The organism is Pseudomonas hormoni (genome assembly GCF_018502625.1).
GTDB lineage: Bacteria > Pseudomonadota > Gammaproteobacteria > Pseudomonadales > Pseudomonadaceae > Aquipseudomonas > Aquipseudomonas hormoni.
The window spans coordinates 4015226-4039813 of sequence record NZ_CP075566.1 but is presented as its reverse complement, the minus strand read 5'-3'; the positions used below and the strand labels follow the sequence as shown (position 1 = coordinate 4039813).

At 49.9% G+C, this 24588-nt stretch carries 18 protein-coding genes and 1 pseudogene; 8 read left to right on the top strand and 11 right to left on the bottom strand.

Annotation, left to right across the window (positions count from 1 at the left end):
- Positions 1 to 68: 68 nt before the first annotated feature.
- Positions 69 to 506 carry a hypothetical protein gene (locus KJF94_RS18805; RefSeq protein WP_214377818.1) on the top strand — a complete coding sequence of 146 codons (438 nt, stop codon included), beginning with the start codon at positions 69 to 71 and terminating at the stop codon, positions 504 to 506.
- Positions 507 to 950: 444 nt separating this feature from the next.
- On the opposite strand, the gene KJF94_RS18800 is transcribed toward KJF94_RS18805, so the two are convergent.
- From KJF94_RS18800 to KJF94_RS18790, 3 genes are all read right to left on the bottom strand, one after another.
- Complete coding sequence (locus tag KJF94_RS18800) at positions 951 to 2471, bottom strand: ComEC/Rec2 family competence protein (RefSeq protein WP_214377816.1); 1521 nt, start codon at positions 2469 to 2471, stop codon at positions 951 to 953.
- A 125-nt stretch (positions 2472 to 2596) separates the two neighbouring features.
- Positions 2597 to 3748: a hypothetical protein gene (locus tag KJF94_RS18795; protein ID WP_214377814.1), complete on the bottom strand. Its 1152-nt coding sequence runs from the start codon at positions 3746 to 3748 to the stop codon at positions 2597 to 2599.
- A gap of 138 nt (positions 3749 to 3886) precedes the next feature.
- The gene (locus tag KJF94_RS18790) at positions 3887 to 4237 is read right to left on the bottom strand and encodes a hypothetical protein (protein ID WP_214377812.1); all 351 of its coding nucleotides are present in this window, start codon (positions 4235 to 4237) and stop codon (positions 3887 to 3889) included.
- A gap of 402 nt (positions 4238 to 4639) precedes the next feature.
- On the opposite strand from KJF94_RS18790, the gene KJF94_RS18785 reads away from it, so the two are divergent.
- The gene (locus KJF94_RS18785; RefSeq protein ID WP_214377810.1) at positions 4640 to 5047 is read left to right on the top strand and encodes an SHOCT domain-containing protein; all 408 of its coding nucleotides are present in this window, start codon (positions 4640 to 4642) and stop codon (positions 5045 to 5047) included.
- Between the two features lie 240 nt (positions 5048 to 5287).
- Here the strand turns inward: KJF94_RS18785 and KJF94_RS18780 are convergent, their stop codons facing one another.
- A complete protein-coding gene (locus KJF94_RS18780; RefSeq protein WP_214377808.1) occupies positions 5288 to 5983 on the bottom strand; it encodes a hypothetical protein in 696 nt (231 codons plus the stop codon).
- A gap of 487 nt (positions 5984 to 6470) precedes the next feature.
- On the bottom strand, positions 6471 to 7028 hold the full coding sequence (locus KJF94_RS18775) for a lipocalin family protein (protein ID WP_214377806.1): 558 nt from the start codon (positions 7026 to 7028) through the stop codon (positions 6471 to 6473).
- Positions 7029 to 7131: 103 nt separating this feature from the next.
- On the opposite strand from KJF94_RS18775, the gene KJF94_RS18770 reads away from it, so the two are divergent.
- Positions 7132 to 8007: a GIY-YIG nuclease family protein gene (locus KJF94_RS18770; RefSeq protein WP_250548179.1), complete on the top strand. Its 876-nt coding sequence runs from the start codon at positions 7132 to 7134 to the stop codon at positions 8005 to 8007.
- Positions 8008 to 8265: 258 nt separating this feature from the next.
- Here KJF94_RS18770 and KJF94_RS18765 read toward each other — a convergent pair whose 3' ends face one another.
- Entirely contained in the window at positions 8266 to 9225 is a 960-nt protein-coding gene (locus KJF94_RS18765) for a ParA family protein (protein ID WP_214377804.1), read from the bottom strand.
- A gap of 283 nt (positions 9226 to 9508) precedes the next feature.
- Between KJF94_RS18765 and KJF94_RS18760 the strand changes: the two genes are divergently transcribed.
- The 3 genes from KJF94_RS18760 (at position 9509) to KJF94_RS18750 (ending at position 14154) form a co-directional block, all read left to right on the top strand.
- Complete coding sequence (locus KJF94_RS18760; RefSeq protein ID WP_214377802.1) at positions 9509 to 11275, top strand: ATP-binding protein; 1767 nt, start codon at positions 9509 to 9511, stop codon at positions 11273 to 11275.
- Positions 11276 to 12231: 956 nt separating this feature from the next.
- Positions 12232 to 12657: a DUF305 domain-containing protein gene (locus tag KJF94_RS18755; protein ID WP_214377800.1), complete on the top strand. Its 426-nt coding sequence runs from the start codon at positions 12232 to 12234 to the stop codon at positions 12655 to 12657.
- A 39-nt stretch (positions 12658 to 12696) separates the two neighbouring features.
- Positions 12697 to 14154 (top strand): YncE family protein, encoded by a 1458-nt coding sequence (locus tag KJF94_RS18750; RefSeq protein WP_214377798.1) that lies wholly within the window; start codon positions 12697 to 12699, stop codon positions 14152 to 14154.
- 284 nt (positions 14155 to 14438) lie between these two features.
- Here the strand turns inward: KJF94_RS18750 and KJF94_RS18745 are convergent, their stop codons facing one another.
- A complete protein-coding gene (locus KJF94_RS18745; RefSeq protein WP_214377796.1) occupies positions 14439 to 15578 on the bottom strand; it encodes a PDDEXK-like family protein in 1140 nt (379 codons plus the stop codon).
- 608 nt (positions 15579 to 16186) lie between these two features.
- Here KJF94_RS18745 and KJF94_RS18740 point away from each other — a divergent pair.
- Positions 16187 to 17986, top strand: coding sequence for a DNA recombination protein RmuC (locus KJF94_RS18740; RefSeq protein WP_214377794.1), 1800 nt, complete (start codon positions 16187 to 16189; stop codon positions 17984 to 17986).
- Positions 17987 to 18347: 361 nt separating this feature from the next.
- Here the strand turns inward: KJF94_RS18740 and KJF94_RS18735 are convergent, their stop codons facing one another.
- From KJF94_RS18735 to KJF94_RS18720, 4 genes are all read right to left on the bottom strand, one after another.
- Positions 18348 to 19781, bottom strand: coding sequence for a catalase (locus KJF94_RS18735; protein ID WP_214377792.1), 1434 nt, complete (start codon positions 19779 to 19781; stop codon positions 18348 to 18350).
- A gap of 525 nt (positions 19782 to 20306) precedes the next feature.
- Complete coding sequence (locus tag KJF94_RS18730; RefSeq protein ID WP_214377789.1) at positions 20307 to 21584, bottom strand: RidA family protein; 1278 nt, start codon at positions 21582 to 21584, stop codon at positions 20307 to 20309.
- 118 nt (positions 21585 to 21702) lie between these two features.
- Positions 21703 to 21900: a hypothetical protein gene (locus tag KJF94_RS18725; RefSeq protein ID WP_214377787.1), complete on the bottom strand. Its 198-nt coding sequence runs from the start codon at positions 21898 to 21900 to the stop codon at positions 21703 to 21705.
- 387 nt (positions 21901 to 22287) lie between these two features.
- A complete protein-coding gene (locus KJF94_RS18720; RefSeq protein WP_214377786.1) occupies positions 22288 to 23208 on the bottom strand; it encodes a LysR family transcriptional regulator in 921 nt (306 codons plus the stop codon).
- A gap of 307 nt (positions 23209 to 23515) precedes the next feature.
- Between KJF94_RS18720 and KJF94_RS18715 the strand changes: the two are divergent.
- Positions 23516 to 24520: pseudogene (locus KJF94_RS18715) on the top strand (VOC family protein); the annotation flags it as partial.
- Between the last annotated feature and the right edge of the window lie 68 nt (positions 24521 to 24588).

Genomic DNA, 24588 nt, shown 5'->3' with positions numbered 1-24588 from the left:
TAAGAATTATGCGAAGTATGCCACTCAATCTAGCGTGTTTCAACGGTGATTGGGATGTAGGAGTTGACATGAATTTATGGAAATCAGGAGTGCAATTGGTGATAAAAGATTTATTGGATGCCTTAGGTAAGATTAAATCTCGCCATCTCTTGATAGTTTTTGCCGCGTTGTCAATTTCGACATTTGCGCCAGGGGGAGGCCCAATCGCGAACCCGTTTTCCGCTATCAGCTTTATGCTGCCTTTCCTCGTGATAGCTGCCTATGTGATAGTCATCTCTTGGGTACTCTTCGTTCATCAACTCAACAGCGGGCTCGCTGACCACGATTTGGCAAGTTGGGGACCTGTAATTGGAGGCACGTTATTGGCTTTTTGCCTGAGCGTGACTTTCTGGTACGTTTCGAATGTCCCCGATCCTATCAACGTTAAGCTTCTTGGCACCTCAGGGTTTACTCGTATGTTCGCTCTATACCTGTTTGCAATAGAAACAATAAATATTAATCGTTAAAGCCTCAGGAATTAGATTATTCGATACAAATTCCTCCGCTGTAAAGAATGTGTGGTTTTTTGGCTGATTTCTATCTGTTGGGAAGTGCGGCTTTTGTCCGATAAAAGCCATTCACATGCATAAGTTATCTGCTAAAAGTTGCCGTCGCACTTTGAAGGTCTACGCAAGCCTAGAGGCAGGTCTTTGACAGAAAGTGGCTGGGATTGAGTCGATGTACGCTAATACTTCGGTTGAGTAGTGAAGCTTTCAAGTTCGCTATTCCTATCTGACCTATTCAAGTCTGATCTTGGGTGAAAGGCTGCTGGGCCTGGCTCAATGACATCAATTGCTTAGGCAAGAGGTAGCGATCGTTCCGATTCCGTTGCAAGTTAACGAGAACGCAGGTGGGCACCCTGCCTCGGCCCAAATATGCGACTTTTGGCAGGGTGAACTACAAGTATGCAACTAGCTTTGATTGAGCGGGGCGGAGCACAAGCCGGGGCAGGGTGCTAGAAAACCGGTAGGCGGCTTGTCCCATCCGATCAATGCGCCGCCGCGCGAAGTCCCGGGTGCATGTTCGCAGGTCGTCAGAACGTCGCCGCCGGCTGTGGGGAAGCCCGGGGTCACAAGATTCCAATAGTTGTGATCCCAGTCTGCGCTGTTGTGCAGCGTTACACCTTGGGATGTAGGGTGCTGTACGGTTCCATGTTTGTTCCCTGGACCGAACGAGTACGCTAACCGCTTATACGTCACTCCTCCCGGTGGTGTAGGGACAGGGCTTTTGCTGTCCAGATTGGCACCGTGATGGGGTGCGACAAGGCCCACTGGTGGCAGCGGCTTTAGTTCTTTCACGAAGTGAAGATAGTCGCAATCGCCGGTAAGTAGCCAGCTCCTTGCGGGAACATTGTCAGGTTCCTCAACCGCTAGGACGATCCCGGTCCCATTGCGATCTCTGCCGTTGCCGAGCATGAATCTGATACGCCTATATGGCGATAATGTCGCATTACCGATCTCACCTGGATGTGGGGTGTAAATGAGGAATTCCCCACCATTGCTGATGACGTCAATAGCGAAAGCTATATGCAGGGGACCAACCGCCTGAAGGGGGGCTATCCACTTGCACCGGAGCGCAGGATAAGCGTTGTTTACGGTCACAGCGTAGGCGCCTGCCCAGTGATCGGCATCCCAGTGGGAAAGTATGATCGACGGCTTTTTGGTGAAGCAGAACGCCAGCGGGTGAGGTGTTGTGTGCTTATTTCTGTAAACGCCGGCACCCAAATCGTAATAGTGAGTCGGTACTCCAGGTTCTCGGTATCTTTTAGTCGACAAAAGCGCATTGGCATTGCCTTGACCCACGTCATACACCGCCAACAGATCGGCCGATGCTTTGGAAAGCTCATCTTCCAATTTCGTCGTGGAGATGGTCGGCAGATGTGTTAGAGAAAAGATGGCGGACAACCCTTTATTCTTTCGCGACGACGGCATTTTTCCCTTCACGAATGCGGGCCTTGGGCTAGCGAACAGTCCGGGATAGAGCTGTGCCAACATGAATCCGGGTCCGCGTTGATTGTTAATCTCTAGCTCAAACCACATTTGTTCAAGGTCCGCAGCTGCATTACTCAGGGCGCGGGAGTCGTTTGCGGAGGGAAGGGGCGGTAGGCCGAATAGGCTGTGTCCGTGGTGGAGTTCGAACTCCAAGCGGTATATCGGCATCGCTTCAAATGGATTACGAGCGCCGTACGGTGCAAGTCGTTTCCATTCACTCCAAGCCTTTGCAGCGGCGTCGGGCCGTTCCGCATCCAACAGCGGCTCTTGTTGCCCCTCCAAGTCGAGCCATTGTGCGTCGACTAGGTCGAACGCCAACAAAATGGATCCGGCGCGCGCGTCGACTTCTAGATGATCGAAGCGGGCGTATGCGCGAGTAGGCATATGCGTAACTGGTCGCTCTTCGTTGGGATGAGCATTTCTGTGAAAATGAGTGTTCATTGTTATGAGCCTTAGCTGATTTACAACCCAATGCATGGAGGCCTGCTGCGCAGCATTCCGATTGAAGATTACTCCGCGAATAGCTAAGCACGGTATCAGTTGAGTGCTTTTGCATAGAGCGGTGACTAATCCAGTGTCACATTGACCAAATCTGTAGCATTTCTTCGTTTCAGATAGCTTTCGAACTTACCACTAGTAAGAGGGTGTATTGCATTTTCGTTGAAAATATAGCTCGCGTCGGTAATTGTCTTACTGTCGCCAGTCACTGTGATGCTTTTGTCCTCAATTACCAAGATTCCTGAAAGATGCCGAGAGACTTCGGCGAGGCTAATTGGAGATTTAATAAGTTTGTTTATCTGTCGGGCTTCAATATTTGAGGTTGTTGATACGTCGAAGAAAATTGAGCCAAAATTATGAATGAATTGCTTGGCAATATTAGCCTCGCTGAAGAGCATTATTCTTTCGCTAGCCCACGGAAATACAACGAAAATGATAATGGTCGGCTCAACCCTTGAGAATTTTTTTGCGTGGGCGACAAGCAGACGTTGATGGTTTAAGGCATGCGTTCTTGAGTCGTATTCGCTTACCGATGTAATTACCCCAGCCTCCCAAGCGAATTGATATGAAAGCCCCTCTATGATCTTGCTGCGAAATATAGGTGGTCTTGCTGCCGTGTCAATTTCTTTAATTAACTCATCTAAAAGAACCCTGCGATGCTCTTGAAAAGCATTGTAGTCTTGGTTCTCTGAATATTCAGCCTGGATTGTGAGATGGCTTATTCCCTTTGCGTTACGAAAATCATTAAAGATGCCTTCTAAAATTCCACCACTTTTGTTAGATAAAATTTTAACATCAGTAACAATTCGTAAAGATGGTATGCAAATATCATAATCTATGTTACACATGCCAAGCTCAGAAGCGAGAGTAGTAGATGCAGGGACTATGACTTCAGTCTCAATATCATTAGGCTTAGTCTCTTCGTCACTTAAAAAGTAATCAAGAGCTACCAGTTCAGCGTAATAACCCTCCCAGCCGTTAAGCTTTGCAAGGTTATTAACTGCTTTGATGATAGGGCTTTTAAGATTTTGGTTAACAATGAGTGCGGAATTCAATCTGCGAAGACGTGACTCAAAATTGTTTGCGAATACCCCATAGTTTTCTGTATTTGCAATTGCTCCCACGACACTATTGGATGTCGATGGGTCAGTCTTGAAATTCGCCGTTCCCGGGCCAAAAATGTTGTCAATCAGCTCGGCGTATGTCTTTAATTTTGTCATGTAGGCACCTTCAGTATTCGAGCCAATTTGCCGTGGGTTAGGGGCATGCAAATCGTCATTATGATATGAGCATTCATCGCGCAATAGGTTATGTGCGCTCAGCTGAAAGCTTCCAGCTGAGCGACAAGGATTGATGTGTTACTTTGTTACTTTTTCTGGCTCTAAAGAAACAAATTTTTCCTTTAAAGCCCACCAGTTGTCGTTTACCCATTTGGTGATTGTGCCACGGCCAGGAGCAGTGGATTTAAAATGCTTTTTCAACATCCACTCTACATACAAACGAGTATCCTTTTGTATATCTTCACCTTTGCCATAGACGATATCTTTGCCTTCATTAAATTTCCCCAGATTATTTAGATAATCCAGCATTTCGTAGCCTTCGTTCCGGCTGAGGTGATCGCCGTCTGCCTCAATTAGTTTGGGATCATCACCAGCAGTTACCTTCCAGCTATAATCATAACGAAGGTCAGCTTTCTTAAGCAAAGGCATAGTAGAGTCTTCTTTTGTCACCCACGATTTGGGTGGTGTCAATATGACATCACTTTATTGAAATTCAACCTATTACTTAACTTTATTTCTGAAGATTTGAGCGTTCCGTTATAGCGGAAAAATAGAGTCTGAGATGCAGTTGTTCTGTGGGAAGTAGAAGCGTCAATTAGCGAACTCAGGCCAAAGCTGTCCTCTGTGAGACTCCAAATACTGTAATAGACTTCGCTCTCTTCGCGACAGCCAGTGATTTACCACCATTCGCGTATTCACTGTGAATACGCGAAGGTTCCGGCGGGTTAAAATTTTTTGCGATGACTATATAGTGACTGATGCAATGATAGCACTATAGTATGACTACGGCGCAGATCGCTGCGCTCATAATGGACTATAGGAGTGGTACGCATGATTTGGGTCATCTTGGTTGTCGTAATTGCTGGTGTCCTCCTTTGGGCATGGGCTGTCGGACAAAACAAAAAAGAAGCTCTACAGGCGTATCTCAACTCCCTGGCCAATCTTAAATCGGACCCTCGAAACCCGGATCTGCGTCAACATACGCTAGCGTTGGGCCGTATCTATTCGAACCTCATGCGCGACAATAAAGGCCAGACGGTTTTTGACGAAGTGGCGCTCATGAATGACATCAATGCAGCTTGCGCCGGTGCTTTAGAATTTCAGTCTGAAAAGCCAGCCATCAGCGCTCCGAACGATATCGAAGCGCGCCTAGAGAAACTCGTCTCCCTCAAAGACCGCAACCTCATCGACCAGAACGAATACGCCGCGCGCCGCAGAGAAATTCTTGAGTCTATTTGAGATCGAAAACCGCGGCACCGTATAATTAGCCTGAGTAGTCTCTCTCGGGGCCGGACATGAATTCCCTAAAGGGGGTTCATGAGGTCGAGATTGCGGGGTCACCATGTAGGTGATCTTGCCAAAGTACCTAGGCTGGTGTTAGTGCCGATTGAAATTCAACACCTGGCTAGTATTAACGATTTCGACCGGGGCTAACCCTACTTGTTTTGGAACTTGCAGATGAAAATATTAAGTCACCATTCAATCTGGCTTAAAAGCTTTTGTATTTTTTCTAGAGTTCAGGGTGTTAAGCTCTACCGCGTTTATATCAATCCATCCATCGCCGTGAATACATGACGTATCACTGACAGCTAGCCAATCGTAAATAACTTCCTGTTTCGCATTTTTTCCCATTATTTCACATCTTTTCGTACTGTTTCCGATGCAGACGTAGGTATTGAGTTTGTGAAAAGCTCCTGGCACGTATTGAGTAAGGTACGAACAACCATTGGCTTCGTCGTTGCTTTTAAAATTTTCATTTGCGCTGTTTTCACTGTGTCGGTCGTTTTGTGCCAATACATTATTTATGGAGGATTTGGAAGGTTCTTGAGCACTCTTTTGTTTACTATTTGGTTGGTTAGTTTTGGCGGTTGGCGTGCGAGCGGCTTTTTGGCTTTGAGACTGCGGATTGGCACATGCGGTCAATGTATCCACTACTTTGGCTAAGGCCTCTCTTGAAGCTTTGCAAGCTTCATTTTTGGCAGTCGTGTCACAATTCTGATTGCTGCTGGTTTCTAGTTGTTTACGCGCCGTTGCCAACGACTGGTCACCATGAAGAATGATGAAGGTCCGGAGACTGAATGAGCCTTGGGAAGTAGAGATATCGTCTGGGCAGCCATCAGCGTAGGCGAACTGCCAGCTGAGCGCTGTCACGATGATCATTAAAACTGACCGCATAAACACCTCCTACTGCCTTAGTACTTTCATTTACTCCCTCTGAAGTTAACTCCATGCACCTATGTCTAACGAGCCAAGCCGTTTGCATAACCTGATTTAATTTGAGCGTAGTCGATGCACGAAACGCCATAAAGTTTATTTGGGAGCTATGAGGTGGTTGCGAAATACCCCAAGTATGTTGTTCAAATGTGGAAAGAATGAGAGTCATTATTGTAATTTTTGATGCTGAGTGGAAGCAGCGGTACATTACCAAATAAATCGAACGAACCATTTAATGGAGCAATTAATTCGAATGCGAGTTTCGCTATAGTCATTTAGAACGGTGGTTGCCACCATTGAGAATGCTTCAATCAGGGGGGGCTAAGCATTCCTGGTTTTACTACAAGGTAAGCAGATTTGTGAGGGCTTTGACGCTAGTCAAATCCCTCCATTTTGAGCATGAGACCTTGCGGCGCGGGCGACAGGAAATTGCACCCGTGCGGCTCGGCTAGGGCTGAGCCGGATCTGCCTGACGCCAGATTAGCTTGCTCGTGTCATAGCCCTGCTGCTTGGCAACCTCTAGCAGCTGTTCGCGCCTGGCACCGTTGATTCGAGGCGCGCGTGAAAGCACCCAGAGATATTCTCGGTTCGGATGGCCGACCAGTGCGAACTGGTAGTCTGGGTCGTGGTACAGAACCCAATACTGACCTTTGGTTACCCCTGGTGCGATGTGACTAAACCAGTTATCGAACTGCACCCAGAGCTTGTCTGTTTTGCCGGGCTGCTGCGCCTCTGCAATGCCACGTGCCTCGTTCCACTCGCCATCCTTTTCTCTACAACGATTGGTGACGTCGATGCGACCGTCGTCACGCAGGCCGTAGTGCGCTTCTGACTGCTCGCAATTGCGCTGGAAGAACATAGGTAGCCGGGCTTGCTCGTACCATGTGCCTTGGTATTTTTGCAGGTCGACATGCATTGTGGCAGGAGGATGCTCTTCGCTTGAACCAGCGCATCCAGCGAGTGCCAAAGTAAGGCAGGAAAGCAGAGCTATTGTGCGCATCGACATTGTGACCTCCAGGTTGTCGGGAGAAACAAACCACATGTCATTGGAGGCAGGCGGGAGTGAAAAGTTGTAATCGATTTTCTACGTCACGGCCTTGCGCCAGTTCATGCGTTCCTTGACAGTTGCCTTCCGCAAAAATCATTCGAGTCACCCAATGTTAATGCGACTGCTGACCAGCATCCTGTCCGATCTCACGCCTAAGAAAACCAAGATTCACCTCGCACAGCACAACAAGTACGAACACCCTATGGACGTGTACCTAGCAGGTGAGTTTGATGAATGGCAGTCCTCGCAAACGCGCGACAATTTCACCAAGGAATTTCTCATTGGTTTTGTAGAAATCCCTGGAAGCCCCAGATGGCTTATGACCGGCGTCTACAATGAGTTGAAGATCATTGAAACCAAGTTGGATGAGGAGGGTAAGCAAAATCACATTTACAGCTACCGAAAGCGCAGTGAGTTCGCTGAGCTGGAGGGTCGCTTGGTCATGGAATACTCCAAGCCACGGGCGAACTATCTCCTGCTCGAAAATTGCTACCAGGACCTTAAGCTATCGGCAATTCTCGAATCGAAAATGACGGTCGGTCGGTTCCCTGGTTTCAAGGAAGTGGACATTAGCCACAAAGAGCTAAAAATCATCGTGAAGCAGGGGCTGGAATCTTGGCAAACGGCGCTGTCCAGCGTTGCAGGCGTTTATTTGATCTCAGATCGTACGAAGGATGAAGAACTGCTTTACGTGGGGTCTGCGACGGGTACAGAAGGCTTGTGGGATCGATGGTGCAACTATGCCAATAATGGACATGGTGATAACACGCGAATCAGGGATTTGCATGCCAAGCGGGGTAAAGATTTCGCGGAAAATTTCAGGTTCAGCATCCTTGAAATCGCGGATAAGCACACTGGTAAAGAGGAAATGAGGCTGAAGGAAAATCATTGGAAGCGCCGCCTCTTGACGCGCGACAGCGGCTTGAACGGAAACTAAGTACCACCCCAAGGAGATGCTGGCCCGCTTCCGCGAAGCGGCTCGGTGCCATTCCCATTCAGGACGCTGGCAGAGGCCTTTCCGGTCAATTCAAAGGCGCTGTCTTCTCGAAATTGCGTCACATACGGAAAAGTGACGGGCAGAGGATGTACCTGGGTTATGTGAAGGTAAGCATTCAATCTACCCCTACGGGAACGCTACCAGGCGAAGCTTTTCTTGGGCTGGCTGCCAATTATGCTGAACGCCGGGTCGGGGTCTTTACTCAACTAGGCTCAAAAGTTCCTCCAAGCCCATGGTCTTCATTTCACTTCGTAGTGAATATGCATCTTTGAACGTGCCACCCATGCTTGTGATCAGGTGCTCGAACAAATTGTTGAAGTGCCATTCTTGATCGTCATTTTGCCATTTTTCAAAGGCATGACGTGATCTCGGATTCCTGCTTGAAATAGTCTGAGGAATGAAAAATGGGCAGAAAATCTTGCTCCTCAGATCCAGCCCTTCATGTTCGACTCTGGTCGCGGTATCAGTCTTCATGAAACGAGGACGATGCAGCAGTTGAATTTGGCTTTGCATCACACCGGATTGAACAAAGCGGGCGCTCGCCGCGATCTCCTGGGGACTGTCGAAGTCAGCTGGTACAACATACATATCGGGCTGGAATTGACTCAGGAATGGCTCAGATTTCGACGTGGTATCTGTGCGCTGGGATGACAGGCTCGTACATACGTCGACAATCACAACTTCGCCAGGTTCTGGCCGGTAAACCAATACCTCATCAGGCGTCAGGTCTGGACAGTTGATGCGCAAATCCTGCATTTCTCGAAGCTCGCCGGCGACGACTTCCTTATTCTCCGGGGTAGTAGCCTGAATCAGTGTTGTTTTCATGTTCATTGAAAACTTGGAAATGACCGCGAGATTTTTGGCAACCGCAGTTTTGCCTACTCCACCCTTCGGGTTTGCGACGGCAATCACCAGGCCTTCATTTGTAGGCAGGCGGATCAAACGCTGCTTTTGGCTGCGCATTTTGTTGCGGACTAATTCTGTCACCCAGAGCATGAGTGAAGGTTCAATAGGGTTGACCCCACTGAGCCATCGACTGACCGTTTCAGGAGCTGTGCGCTTGCCGTCTTCACGGGATTCACTTAGCTGATTAGCTAAGGCCACACCACTCAGTTCAAGAAATTTCAGTGATCGCTTCAGTAGAAGTGAGTTTGTCATTAATTGATCCTGCGTCATTTTTTTTGTGTTTCATTTTGAATTCAGTGACGTTAGGCCAATTTTGCTGGTAAGCAAGTTTGAAGATTCGATTTGTTCCCTGCCAACGCGAATCAGTATCAAGTCGTAGAGTGAGTTCATTAAAGAAGGAGGCGAAATCTAGATGTCGTCTTTACAGGTGCGGCGAGCCATCATTAGGCCATCCCTGTGTAGAATGTCCTGATACAGCCTTTGTGCATGTCGTTGATGTGCTCGGAGCCAAGAACCTTCCATGATGGAATGCGAGATGCAGCAAGCGAATTTTAAGGTTGACTCCCGACTGGCAACGTTGCTCAGCCAAGATTACTCAACGACAGAAAAAGCTCTCAAAGAGCTTGTGGATAACGCATGGGATGCTGATGCAGAAGAGGTGGTTATAGAACTACCTGAGCCATTGACCGATGCCCCTATTGTTGTACGTGACGATGGTAACGGCATGACTCGGCAGGAGCTGGAGTCCCACTATCTGAAAATTGCGTCCGATCGACGGATGCGGACTGATGGGCGTACTTCAAAAAAGCGGCGCCCAATAAAAGGTAAGAAGGGGATCGGAAAATTTGCTGGGCTGATGTCCGCATCGGTGATGAGTCTCACCACAATGGCTCGTGGGCAAAAAATTTCATTTGTGTTGGGTATTGAGGATCTTGAGTCTGCATCTGATATTGAGCATCTGACGCTTCCGCTGGAGGTTAGCGAATGCAGCTCAGAAGAGCATGGAACATGCGTGACTCTGACCCACCTTAGACAAGGACTTCGTTACCCAAGCGCTGATCGGCTCCGCCAAGAACTTATCATGGAGTACGGTCGACAGAAGGACTTCAAAATCATCATCAACGGCAAGCCGCTAGGCATTGATGATCTCGAAGGCGAATTCACCGAGGTGCGGGGTACTTTTCCTTTTGTGGGGGAGGCAATTCTCCGTTTTGCGATAAGCAAAAAGAAAAGTGGCTTAAGGCGCCCAGGCATTACCCTTATGGTGGAAGGAAAAGCTGTCGGCAAGCCTGGTTTTTTTGGGCTGGAGAACAGCGATGAGATACCTGCTCGTCTACTGAGAAAACTGTATGGCGAAGTCGAGGCTGATGGGCTGATGGACTACGTGACAGCCGGTTGGGACTCGGTAATTGAAAACAGCGAGGCCTACTTACAGATCCTCTCTTTCGTGCAGGGAAATTTGGTTGAGGCTTTCCGTGCTACTCACGGTATGGAAATGCGGATGGCGCATGCTCGCTTGAAAAAGGCGGTCGCCGGTCGATTGGAAAAACTGCCTCAGCACAAACGCGAGTTCGCAGACCGAGCAATCAAAAAGGTTTTGAAAAAGTACTATGACGAACCTGCTCACAAAGTAGAGGCTCTCGCATATGTAGTACTTGAGGCTGTTGAGCGTACCGAATACCGCTCTATCATCGAGCATTTGGCTGAGGCAAATCGCGGCGATGTCGTTAACCTTGCTGACGCGCTGGAGAGCTTTGGCCTCGCCGATATGGCCGTTTTGGTCGATCAAGCAAGAGCCAGATTGCAGTTCTTGGACGATCTAGAGCGCTTGGTTCGAAATGAAAGCTGCCTCGAATCAACGGTACACAAGGCAATAGAAGTGAATCTTTGGATTCTGGGTGCCGCATTCACCGTATTCAGCTCCAACATCACTTTGAAACGGCAGATTGAGGAGCTGCTGAAACAGAAATACTCAGGCGCGCAAGGCACGACCCGTCCAGACCTACTGTTGAATGAAAGCTTGGTGGGAGAGTTCCTGCTGATCGAGTTCAAGCGTCCCTCGCATCCTTTGAGCTATTTGGATTATCAGCAAGCAACTAGGTATCGGAACGAGCTTGTTGGGTACAGTGCTAAGCCAATAAAAATCCTAGTAATAGGAGGGCGGGTTGACAGCTTCCCGACACGAGATATGGAGCCAGGAGTCAGCTGCCTGTTGTTTACAGATATTATTTCCACAGCACGCCGACAAATCGAATGGCAGCTTCAACGTGCACCTGCTCTGCCGGGCGCGTTGATGGTGTAGACCGTCTCAGTGGCTTAGGAGCCGAACTCTGGCTCTAGCCTTCGGATTCAGCAGCCCTAGTACTGGTTGCCATTATTGCTAATGGCAGCTAAAGCAAAGCCTATCAGACTCGCACACGGAAACAGGCCTTGGACATTTTTCATCGTTGAGGGCCTGCATTTTCACGGTACTGATTCAAGTGGTCCTGACACGCCTGCCGCTTTTCGCTTTGCAACTCAACGCTGCGGGAGCACATACCACAGAGGACGTGGCTAGCTTGTGCGTAATGACGGATGCGCTTTTGTTCCCAAGCTGCTGCTCCAGAAGACTCCGCACGGATTCGATCGTCAATATGCGTGACGACTCGACCGCGGAGGCTGTGGATTGGCCGGCAGCTGTCAATATTAGAACGGTGTCCAAATCGGTGTTCACTGACGCAGCCGCGATGTCACCAACGCCATCTTTGATCATGATGATAGCCTCGATTGTGGAGTCTCCTGCAACGACGCAGGCAAAACCTACCTTTTAGCCTAGTGCCGATTCCGGTGAGGTGATGCTATGAGTGATGGGCGGCAGCGTTCATAAATTTACTATTAGCCGTGGTGAGACGACGCCGCAATGGGCATCGCCTACACCCTTTCGCGGGTACGTTCGATGACCGCGATACAAGAGGGGGACTTTTACTCGAAGTTATGGGCAGGCTAAGCCCTTTTATTATTTTGCACGTAGTGAGCGGTCATTGTTATTCCTGTCAGTAGACAAAATCTGGTGACGGCGATATGAAGATTCATGCGTTATAGCCGACGAGTTCTACAAAATATGGATCCATTTGCGCTCTAGTCAAACCGGATAGGCTGCGGATGACTTTCGAAGAACACGTCGCTTGGCACTGTTTTTCATAAGGAGCATATCTTGACGGAGTCGAGTGAAGGCTTCCTTCGTTCATCCTGCTTGTGGGCTCAAATTGAGGATCCGTCATGCCGATCTTTTTAGCTCACAAAATCCGCATTAGCTTCTCAATTCTTACCCTGATAGCGGCGTCCCCAGCTATTGCTCATGAGGCTACTGAGCATGCTGATCCGTCCAACCACTCCAGCTTAGAAACGCCCTTCCTTAGTGAAAACAGCATCGCCATGGAAAAGATGATGAATGGAGTGGAGGTCGAGCCTACTGGGGACGTCGATCATGACTTCGTCATCATGATGAGTGCACACCATCAAGGCGCAATCGACATGGCGGTGGCCCTGCTCAAATATGGGAATAACGAACAACTGAAACGGCTTGCCCAAGAAATCATCGTCGAGCAGCAACAGGAAATCGCAGCAATGCAATTGGCCATAGGTGCTCCGCTACCAGCGTCAGTCGCTTCTCCTAATCAGATTCCCGCAGTGACTCAACCCTGAGCCGCAAAACCCAGCCCATCAAAAGTAGGAGAGGTACTCATGAAGCTCCCGGCGGTCCTGATAGCTTTGATCACTCCGGTTTTGCTGTCCGGTTCTGTAGTCAGTTTCGCGTGGCAAATACCTGGGAAGGCATCTGCGCAGGATATCCCCATCACCCATCAAGACCGAATGTATGCAGCAGAGCAGTTCTCGAACTCCGTCTCTGTAACCGATCCAGTCGATAACAAAGTGCTCGGTGTGATTTTCTTAGGCGATCCCCAACCGACAAACCTCAGCCCGCTCTATCGTGGAGAAATGCTAACGCACGGCTTGGGGTTCTCACCTGATCACAAGACCTTGGTGGTGGTGTCAGTCGGCACCAACTCGGTAACGTTTATCGATACGGAGACCAACTCCGTCAAGCACAAGACCTATGTCGGCCGGGCGCCTCACGAAGCGTTTTTTACGCCTGATGGCAAGGAAGTCTGGGTGACGGTACGCGGCGAGGATTACGTGTCGGTGATCGATGTGAAAACCTACCAAGAAAAAATGAGGATCAAGACGCCAGTAGGTCCCGGCATGCAGATCTTTTCCCCAGACGGCAAGTACGGTTACGTATGTTCTTCGTTCACTCCAGAGACAGTAGTGGTTTCCGTGGCTGACCACACAATTGTTGGTCATGTGCCACAGGTAAGCCCGTTCTGCCCAAACATCGCCGCATCTGCTGATGGCAAGCAGGTTTGGTTCACCTTGAAGGACACGGGAAAAGTTCAGGTGTTTGAAGCTACTCCACCTTTCAAGCCACTCAAGACCCTGGATATCGGTCCCATCGCCAACCATGTCAATCTGGTCAACAACGCCAACGGTTCATTTGCCTATATCACTGTTGGTGGGTTGAATCAGGTGCAGGTTTATCGCACGGACAATTTTGAGAAGGTAGCAACTATTCCCGTCGGCAATCTTCCTCACGGAGTGTGGCCATCCGGCGATGGAACCCGTATCTACGTAGAGCTGGAAAATGCCGATGCGTATGCGGTGATCGATACACTGAGCAACAAGGTAGTAGCCAATATTCCTATAGGCCAAGCACCACAGGCTATTGCCTATGTGCCCAACGCAGTCACGACTGGGACGGGTATCGACAACCTCAAGCCTTTGGGTGTGGCAGGGCAGGCAGCGCACCTTACCCTACAGGTCATGGGTAAAACTGCTGATCAGCCACCAACCAGCGTCGCGCTATTCGATCAAGGACTGATTCAGGTACTACAAGCTGCTGTGACGGGGCTCGAACCTAAGCAGCCTTACATTTTGGCGCTGTCTGACAAGTCCGACGGTAGCGGTACCCTTCAACCGTTATCTGCGTTCATGACCAACCCGGCAGGTTCGGCAGTCGTCAATGCAGTTGGTCCTATCCGGCAGATCGTGCAGAACGATGTGCCTGAGCAGAATCGCTATTTGGTGATCCTGGCCGGCAAGCCTGATCAGCTAGGGGCAGTTGTTCAGGTTCAGTCCAAGTAAAAGAACTCGGTTGCATGTCGACGCGGCCTTATTTGTGGCTATGGACTCCGACCAAGAATTTTCATGGAAAACTCCTACTTGAATCCATCCCCATCTGGTGCAGATCCGACGCTGGCTAACTGTTTATTGCAGACGTAGGGATCATATAAATCACAGGTCACTAAATGCCTTGGCTACGCGCCACCTCAAACGCCTCCCGAGCCAAGCAAATAGACGATCATTTCCGCACATCTTTAAGCGGCGCAATTGCCCCTAATGCACATCACCATGCGCTAGCGTAAGCCTTAGGTGAAACGCTCGTGCGCTCGCTGCCACAGATCGTGCGCATCGTCGATGAGGCTGACTGCTATCGACTCCCTCATATTAGGGTCTCGCAGCAGCGCCAAATCCTCATTTGAGGGGGCATTTAGATTCACGTTGAATTTAGAAAATCTCCAGAACAGGTTGCTTGATTTGCGACTGGTGAGTGTGAATTCTCGCCCTAGCATCAATAGGCGTTCCCGGTCTTCCGGAAACTGAACGCCGTCGCAGTAGTAGCCAACGTACAGACGGTGATTGAGTTCGATATACACCCCCCCTTTCATAAATGTGAAGGGGAAAGTGAGGCCGATGAATTTGCTGTTTTTCGCCTTTTTGTAATAGGCGGAAACCGCCTCCTTCGTGGCTGAAATTTCGGGCTTACCGAGCTGCGCATACTGAGTGGTTTGGTAAGCTACCATGCGCTCCCAAATATCGAGTTGTAGATCGGCCAGTATGGATTTGAACGCATGGTTGATATCTGCAATTACGAAGAGATTTTCGCCGAGCAGAATCTGTTCTTTTAGCTTGCTCATGTAGATCTCGCCTTGGTCGCTGGATGTCAGCTTTTGAAGGAGTTCGATGTACTGGAAAACGCTTTCTCGCACCCCGGGCTCACGGGCAATCAGCGGGACACAGTCCTTCAGCCAGGCAATAATCTCAGCTTCGTAGCTTATGAGTTTTACCGACAGAGATTTGCGACTCTCTTTACTGGGCTCGGAACCATCCAGAGTTAAGTACGTGGTCCAAATCTTGTCATAGCCTTCCGCTTGTATTCGCTGGTGGTAGGTCCACAGCTGCTCGTCCTGGTCGCGGGCGTAGATCTTGTTTTCGATGATCACTGCCTGCTTAGACTGGTTGCGGACCAGAATGTCGATATTCCGATACTCGACTTCGACGATCGAATTCTCTAGATAAAAGTTTTGGATGCCCAAGCGCTTCAACAGGAGATTCAGCAGAGCTGTCCCCTGATTGTGAGTAGCCTTTGGATCAAGCAGGAACGCAAGGAAGCGGGAGTGAAGTCGAACCTCGTCACTTGAGCTGCGGAGCACGGAGAAAAGGTTGAAGCCTGCCGGGCGCTGATACCTTGCTCGCAGAAGAGCTACTGTTTGTAAAAAGTCGTCCATGAGAGCTGGTCCCTGATTAAGGCCGAATTACGGCGCGCAGTATCAGGCAAATCAATCTGCGATGTAATGGCAATTTGGCTCTGCCGATCTCGTAAATCTCGTTCAGAGACGTAGTTGATTCAGGATTTAATCGGGCCTACTAACCATGGGGAATGCCCAAGGAGAATCATGTTGGTTTACCACCGGCCATGGTTACGGCCCGACCCATTGATTCGATTCTGATCCAGCGGGGCGGTTGCCATTAGCATCCGCGCTCAATGAAAAAATGCTTGCCGCGAAAGCTCGAAGGACTGCTGACAAAAGCCAAAAACCTGCATCGACGGATCGATCATTTACCAGCAATTTGCAAGCGGCGAACCAGGATGAGCTACCTGCTCGGCCTAGAAAAAAGCATTAGGCTACTACGGCGAATTTGTCGTCTATGCTCGGCACTGCACTCACAGTTTTTGGTAATTTCGATCACCGCACATGCTATCGCGCGCGCCCCAAATTATGGATCGGCGTACTCATTGGTTAGGCACAGAAATCGGGTAGGAAAAGAGTGAGGCGTCATCGCCGTCGGCGGAGGACGAATGTTTTAAAAGCAACCTAGGTGCAGGAGATTCATCGTGGAGCAAAAATGGATGTTGATCGCACTACCTCTAGCCACTTTAGTTGTCGCATGGGCGCTTGCCAGCTGGCGAGCACAGCGCAACCAGCAACAGTTGCGTACGGATCTTGAAGTCACCCGTTCCAGTTTAGAGCAGGCGAAAGCTGAACTAGCTCTCCAGGAGACGAAGCTCCTTCAACTGAGCGAGCAAAAGGCAGCTTTGGATATCGCTTGCGGACGCCTGGAGACAGATCGGGACAATAACAAGGACCAAATAGCCAAGCTGGATGCAGAAATCACTGACCATAAAGCCGAGCTAAAACGCGCCCAACAATCAGAACAGGTAGCCCGTGAAAGCAACTCCAAGGCTCAGGAAACCGCTTCCAAGCTGCAAGAGCAAATTACCAGCAGCGCTGTCACTTTCACTGAGCGATTGACTGAGCGCGATCAACAGCGAGGGAAATTAGAAACTCAACTGTCGACGGTCGAAACCCAGCATAAACAGACCGTATCCCAGTTGGGAGAGGCGCGAGAACTCCTCGCGCAGGTTCAGGCCCAGTTGCAGGAAAAACTTAATGAGCTGGATAGCTATAAAAGCTGGTGGGAAACCACTCGTGCCGATCTCAAAGCGGCGAATGAAAAATACGCGGTCTTGGAAAACGATCACGTCAAACTCACTACCTCGTTGCAGGAAAAGCAGCAAAGTTTCGACGCGCAATTCAAGCAGCTGAATGAAAACAGGGAGAGCCTCACCAAGGAATTCGAGCGCCTGGCCAACGAAGTATTGGAGCGCAAGGGGAAGGCCTTCAAAGAGCTGAACCAAGAAAGCATCAACAATTTGATTGCCCCATTACAAACTGAGATGAAGGGCTTCCGCTCGCGCATTGAAGACATCCACACCAAGGATGCCGAGCAACGGGTTGAACTGCGTACCGAGCTGAAGAACCTCCAAGTCCTGAACAAAGACATCACTGATCAAGCGGAAAAGCTGACCACTGCTTTGCGCGGCCAGAAGAAGGTCCAGGGCAACTGGGGCGAGCTGATGCTGGAAAATGTTTTGGACAACTCAGGCCTTCGACTTGGAATTGACTATCAGCGCGAGGTGAGCTTCAACACTGAAGAAGGCCGTCAGCGTCCGGACGCCATCGTCTATCTACCGCAGAACAAGCACATGATCATCGATGCCAAGACATCGCTAGTCGCTTACACCGACTACATCAATGCCGAGGATGATCTTGTGCGGGCACAGGCATTGGCCGCCCACACTGCTGCCGTCAGTGATCGGATTAATGAGCTGGCTGACCGCGACTACCATCGCCTTGCCGGTTTGAATTCGCCGGAAGTCGTGATCATGTTTATTCCTATCGAGTCTGCCTACGTTGAAGCGCTGCGCCACGATGAATCGCTATTCCAGCGCGCGATAGAACGCAACATCCTGGTGGCCACGCCGACGACTTTGTTGACCAGCCTGAAGATCGTCAAGCAGCTGTGGAGCTTCGAAGATCGAAACAAGCACACCGCGGAGCTGGCAAACCGAGCCCAGCGTTTCTACGAGAAGCTCAACGGCTTCCTGACCAGTATGCAGGCGGTGGGCACCCAGCTGGATAAGGCCAAAGACACTTACTCAAAGGCTTTGGGCCAGCTCTATAACGGTAAAGGTAACCTCATCAAACAAGCGTCGGAATTCAGGGAGCTGGGGGTCTCAGTGCAGAAGGAATTACCGGCAGAACTGCTGGAGCGGGCAAAGCTGGAACTTGAAGGTGACATTGCGCTAGCAGTTGGAGAGGAAGCGGCCACGCCGTTAATTGCGGTGTCTTAAAGAGTCTTAGATGAGCCGCGTTTCCGCCAGAAGCGCGGCCAGTTTGTAGTTATCACTCCAAGATTACTTGCCTTTAGCAGGAGCGTTCCCTCGACCACCGCCTGAGGGTTTACCAGTGGTGCTTGGCAGATTTGCTACTGGCGGTGCCTTTGAACCACCTGCTTTGCTGGTCGGTGCGGACCCACCTTTCCCTCCGCTTGATTTCGTCATGTCCATCTCCTTGGTTAGTTTGAGTGAAGGTAGCCATGTCAACGATAGTAGCTTTTGGGTAGAGGCGAATTTCGTTCGGCAGAACTCCAGAAGCACTAAGATAGCGGGCGCCAGTTTCTTGTCCTGGCGCCTCAATGGCCTCTTTCAGCTTTTACCCAAGCCGCGCAATCGCATCTCTCACTCCTGCACCGTAAGCTGGGTCAGCTTTGGTGCAGTTTGATATGTGGCGTTCGACCACCATTTCCGACGCACCGTTGATAGCGCGTGCGGTGTTTTCGAACAACAGCCATTGCTTCTCTGGAGTCATGAGACGGAAGAGATCACCAGGCTGCGAGTAGTAATCATCGTCTACCCGATGGTTCCAGTGGTCGGCAGCACCTTCGATGCTCAGCGGCGGCTCCGCGAACTCCGGCTGCTCTATCCATTCTCCATAGCTGTTCGGGTCGTAGGAAATCGTGCCGCCCATGTTGCCATCTACGCGCATTGGGCCGTCACGGTGGTAGCTGTGGACCGGACACCTCGGGCTGTTGACTGGGATCTGCGAGTGGTTGACGCCTAGACGGTAGCGTTGCGCGTCACCGTAGGAGAACAACCGACCTTGCAGCATCTTGTCCGGTGAAAAACTGATGCCAGGGACGACGTTGCCAGGGTTGAATGCTGCCTGCTCGACTTCTGCGAAAAAGTTTTCCGGGTTGCGATTTAATTCCATCACGCCAACTTCGATCAGTGGATAGTCCTTATGCGGCCAAACCTTGGTCAGATCGAACGGGTTCAAGTGATAGCTACCAGCTTCATTTTCTGGCATGACCTGGATGAACAGCGTCCAGTGCGGGAAGTCACCCCGCTCAACGCTTTCGTACAGATCGCGTTGATGGGTCTCACGGTCTCCGGCAATGAGTTGTCCCGCTTCGGCATCCGATAGGTTCTTGATCCCTTGCTGGGTCTTGAGTGTGAACTTGACCCAGAAGCGTTCATTTGCGGCGTTAAGGAAGCTGAACGTGTGACTACCGAAACCGTGCATGTGGCGAAAGCTGGAGGGTATGCCGCGATCGCTCATGACGATCGTGACCTGATGCAGCGCCTCCGGCAACGAGGTCCAATAATCCCAGTTGTTATTCGCGTTGCGCAGCCCGGTGCGTGGGTCGCGTTTGATGGCGTGGTTCAGGTCAGGAAATTTCAGTGGATCCCGAATGAAGAAAACGGGAGTGTTGTTGCCCACCAAATCCCAGTTGCCTTCTTCGGTGTAGAACTTCATCGAGAAACCACGGATGTCACGTTCTGCATCGGCCGCGCCGCGCTCGCCGGCGACGGTGGAGAAGCGCGTGAACATCTGTGTTTCTTTACCAACCTGCGAGAACAGTTTTGCCCTGGTGTAGCGCGTGATGTCGTGAGTCACAGTGAAAGTGCCGTAGGCTCCTGCCCCTTTGGCGTGCATACGACGTTCAGGGATCACTTCGCGGTCAAAGTGAGCAAGTTTTTCCAGGAACCATACATCTTGAAGGAGAGCAGGGCCGCGGGCGCCTGCTGTTTGAGTATTGTTGTTGTCGACAACAGGAGCGCCAAATGCCGTTGTGAGCTTTTTCATGCGTCCACCTTTAGAAAATCAGTGTGTGTGCGGTGGCCGCCAGCAATCGGCAAACTGGTGAACTTCCCTTCTCAACGGCTATAGACCACCCCAATCGAGACAAACAGCAGTTCAATCCTGATAAACACGAAGGTCCAAGAAAAATGTCGGAGAGCAGCATTGGTACGTTGCTGCGGAGGCATTTTTGGAGAGCTTCTATGACAACGAGGTGTGGATCAGGCGAGAGGAAAGTATGGGCCAGGATTTTGTATTTGCGTCACCTATCAGTGAGGGTTTAACAATATTTTAATCGGCAGTGCATACATCGAAAGAATACTGAATATTGTTTTTATACACGGAAATGTTAGAGCGAATTATTACACCTGATGCTAATTTTTACCTCAGTCGTGCTTTTGCTTCTCAGAACAACGACCGGGAGGAGGGCAGGCTATACATACCCTGCATTCGCCACCAACCCAAGCACGGTATGAATACCGTGCCTAGGTCCCAATAGGTTTCTCCAAGATAAGTCCATGTTGAAATAAATTACTTTAATAGCTTTGGAGGTGTTCCTTCCGCATTTGATACCACTACATCAATCTGAACCAAGGCATTGTGAGGTAGTTCCGTTACACCTACTACTGTACGAGCTGGGACGCCGCCTGGGAAAAATGTCGAGTACACCTCATTGAGAGCTTCGATATCGTCGAAGTTTTTGAGGTGGATGTTGATCTTCACTACGTCGCCCATCACGTGGTTAAAGCTCTCTACGATTGCCTTAATATTATTCAGACATTGCTTCGCCTGTTCCCTTACATTGCCACCGACCAAGTCCCCAGTTTTTGGGTCCAAAGGTAATTGTGCTGATAGATGATTGTAGTGAGAGAAGGCAACGGATTGCGAAGATAAGAAGTGGGTCGGTGCCTCTGCCCCGTTGTTCACTTTTATCACTATGCCATGCCTATCTTCAACACGCTGCGGCGGCGTACCATTCCCATGTGATACGACAGCTTCAATCTGTACCAATGCACCCATGGGCAATGCCAAGGCTGAAACAACTGCTCTCGCGGGGTAATAGGCCAAAGACCTAGCGATCGCCGAGTGAGGAAAAAATGCCTTATAAGCTGTATCGACCTCATCGATATCTGCTAGGGATGTAAGATATATATTTATTTTTACAATGTCGTCTAACGGTACATCCAGGTTCTTTAAAATATTTTGAATGTTTTTTAGGCACTGCGTGGTTTGTTCTTTTACTCCTCCCGTCACCAATTTTCGCGTTGCTGAGTCTATGGGAAGTTGAGCGCAGATATTGTTATAGTGCGAGAAGGCTACAGATTGAGAAAATAAAAGGCACGATGGTGCGCTGTCCGTATTCCTAGATGTCTTTATTAAATTTCCTGCTTGAGGCGCCCCTGGAATTGTACCTTCACCGTTAGACACAAGTGCTTCAATTTGAATTGATGCGTCCATAGGCAGATCTTTAACTGCGATCGTTGTGAGAACAGGGACGTAGTTGGGGAAAAATGTGGCATATACTTCGTGCACAGAGTTGATGTCGGTAATGTCTTTTAAATAGATAGTTATTTTAATGATGTCGTCCATGTAATGCCCGATGCTTTCCAAAATCGATTTTATGTTTTGGAAGCATTGCTTGGCTTGATCAATCACATTTTCAGATACCAGCCTCCCCGATGCTGGATCAAGCGGTAATTGAGCTGAGATGTAATTATAATGGGAGAATGCAACGGTCTGAGAGTACGGTCCAATGCTTTTCGCTGCATCATTTGTGTTTCTTGCCAGCACCACGTTAAGGCCACTCATATCAACTCTCCACTTTGGTTTAGGGGATTGCCTTGCATAACGGTCTCTAATGGAAGCGATTACCATCGAAGTTATGGTCATAAAAAACAACTCTACGAACCACCATAGAATTGCGCCATCAAAGTTCTCGGTCTGTAGGTTGCATTCGCTCCCAATCAAGGTCGACGCAGTTCTCTGGTGTTTCTGCTAGCAATATGATCAAATCAAGCTCTGCTCCAAGCGAGGATCTAAAAGACTTCCATAGATCTAAGTATTTAAATTCATTCAGTTTGGTTGTTTTTCTAATTCCTGTAATTTTCTTTTGGATGCGCGACATGGCTGACCTCCGCATATTCATCAAAAGTCTAGCTTGGGGGCAAATGGAGTGGTGCCGAAATGTGCGGAAATATGACCGTCGGTACTGCGCTGTACCACTAGTTGAATAATACAAGTCGACTGTTTCGCAAGGAGGAATAACCTGCGAGTTAAATTCCATGTTATATCGAATTATTTTCCATAGTCGCACAGCGCCAAAGGCCTACGAAGCGGAAATTGAAGAGTCTGGCAAAGTCTTCGGCATCTACACGCGAGTGCGCGAAGGCGGTTCATCCAATTTGAAAACTAAGGTTGCGCGATTGGAAAAATTTCCCTTGGTCGAAAGCGGGGGAAAGCAAAGCTGAATTACTACGTGTAGTGATCCATGCTGGCTTAATTGCAGTAGGCGTCAATCGGCTCGTAAGTGTTGGCAGAGTGACTCTTGAAAATGTTCCAACAGGAAGTCGACAAACACTCTTGTTTTGGCAGGCAAAGATTTTTTAGAAGAGTAGTAAATCGAGACCACGCCTAGATCCACATACCAATCAGGCAATAATCGAATCAGCTCACCGCGCTGCAACCAAGGCCACGCGCGATCCAAAGGAAGGAGTGCGACACCTAACCCCATCACAGCACATCTGCACAACCCTTCCGGGTCGTTCATGATCGCCACCGGTTTTAGATTGATGTCGACCCGTCCTTCGGTTGAATCACGAAGCGTCCAGTTGAGCAAACGTCCCGAGCTAGTCGAGCGCATTACGATGCCATCAACTCCCTGCAATTCGCTGGGCTTAATGGGTAGCGGCTTACCTTCCAGCCATGACGGAGCAGCGACAACCACGAGATGAAGTTTGGCCAGTTCTCGTGCCACAACGCCAGGTGACAATTCCATGCCGCCACCAATAGCGACATCAAAACCTTCACCTATCAAATCCACGCGACGCATTTCTAGCTGCCAATCCGGCACTACGGCGGGGTAGCGCTCCATAAAGGTCTTGAGCAATGGCAATGCATAATCGTAAGCGAAAGACGGTGACAAACTGACTCGCAATCGCCCTGCGGGGACTTTTCGTGCTTCTCCAAGCTGGTTTACGGCCCCCTGGATGGTTTCTAGGCCTTCCGCGACTTGTTGATAAAACAACTCTCCCGCCTCGGTGAGGGTGAGGCTTCGCGTGCTGCGGTGGAACAAACGCGTACCAAGATTGGCTTCAAGTCGCGCCACATTTTTACTGACCGCGGCTGAGGAAATCCCTAAGCGCCGCGCTGCTTCGGAAAAGCTGCTGGCTTCTGCGGCACGGACGAAGGATTCGAGATTACCCAGTGTTTCCATGATTACCTCAAGCTTTTGGTTGAAGCTGATTCTACCGATTGAGGACTAAAGTAATCCTTAATGCTTTGGTCATGATGGGTTTCCTCCTGAATACCAAGATTGGAAAGCAAGATATCATGGCAAAAATTCTCATCATTGGCGCGACAGGCAGATTGGGTAATGCTGTCATGCGTACACTAGTACAAAATCCCAGCATCAGATCTTGTGGCAAGTCGGCCTCACGATTCGTGACTGCCCGTCACCGCTGCGTGCCTGTGTCCGAGGGCGTGATCGAACATAGGCATCTGGGACCACCCTTGACCACTTAGCTATAGTCGCTCCCGATCTCGATAGCGGCTGTGCTTTCGTCACCAACTCGCTCGGCGTGGAACTTCAACCGGGCGGCATGCATCCTCGCATGGGCACCCACAATCGGCTGCTACGTCTGGGGCCGGAAACTTATCTGGAAGTGATTGCCGTGGACCCGTCTGCCAATCTTCCGGGCCGGCCTCGTTGGTTTGGTATGGATCAATTGGCCGTTAATACGCCAGCACGTCTGGCGACCTGGGTTGCCCGCACTGACGACATCCATGCGATGAGCGAAGCCTGTCGCGCAATTGTCGGAGAACCCGAACCCATGACCCGAGGTACGTTGTCCTGGCGGACCACCATTCCATCCGATGGCCACCTACCGCTAGATGGATCAGCCCCGACATTGATTCAATGGGAGCAAGCGCCACATCCCGCTAGTGCGATGCAGGATAAGGGGTGTTCGCTAGTGGCGCTGGATGTGTTTGATCCAGATCCTGATACCGTCCAGGCGTTACTCGATGCAATCAACTTTTCCGGGCCGGTTCATATCCATGGTTTAGGAGGTAATTCGAAGCCCTATTTGGTGGCGCACATTCAGACACCCACTGGTTTGAAAACCTTGCCGATTGAAAATCGGTTTTCTCCAGAAGTAACTGCACGGCTCCCAGCGCAGAATCGAATCACTCCCTGCAACAGCACCGCTCGGCGGACCAGCATGACTCTAATGCGGCTCACTAGAGAAGCCAGGGTTGCTAGGGGTGGGAATGTTAAGCGCGTGACATCGGCTCAGCGAAATTCACGGCCAAATGGCTGCATAGTTTCCCAATCAAAGTCGATACTGTGCTCGGGCGTATCGGCTAGGAGTGTCTCAAGGTCGAGCTTCATCTTGGATGAGTGGTGCCGGGAATTTTTAGGCTCAGGGATCTCAGGGATCTCAGGGTTTGTAGAGATCAAATTGACCCTGGTGCGGAGCTTTTTTCGGTGCGCCATTGCAGATCTCCAATATCCACAAGCAGTTTAGCCCTTGGATTATTTGTGTGTTGCCGGCGTTGCCGAATGGTGACCAGCGAGGTGCATGCCCTTCAAATG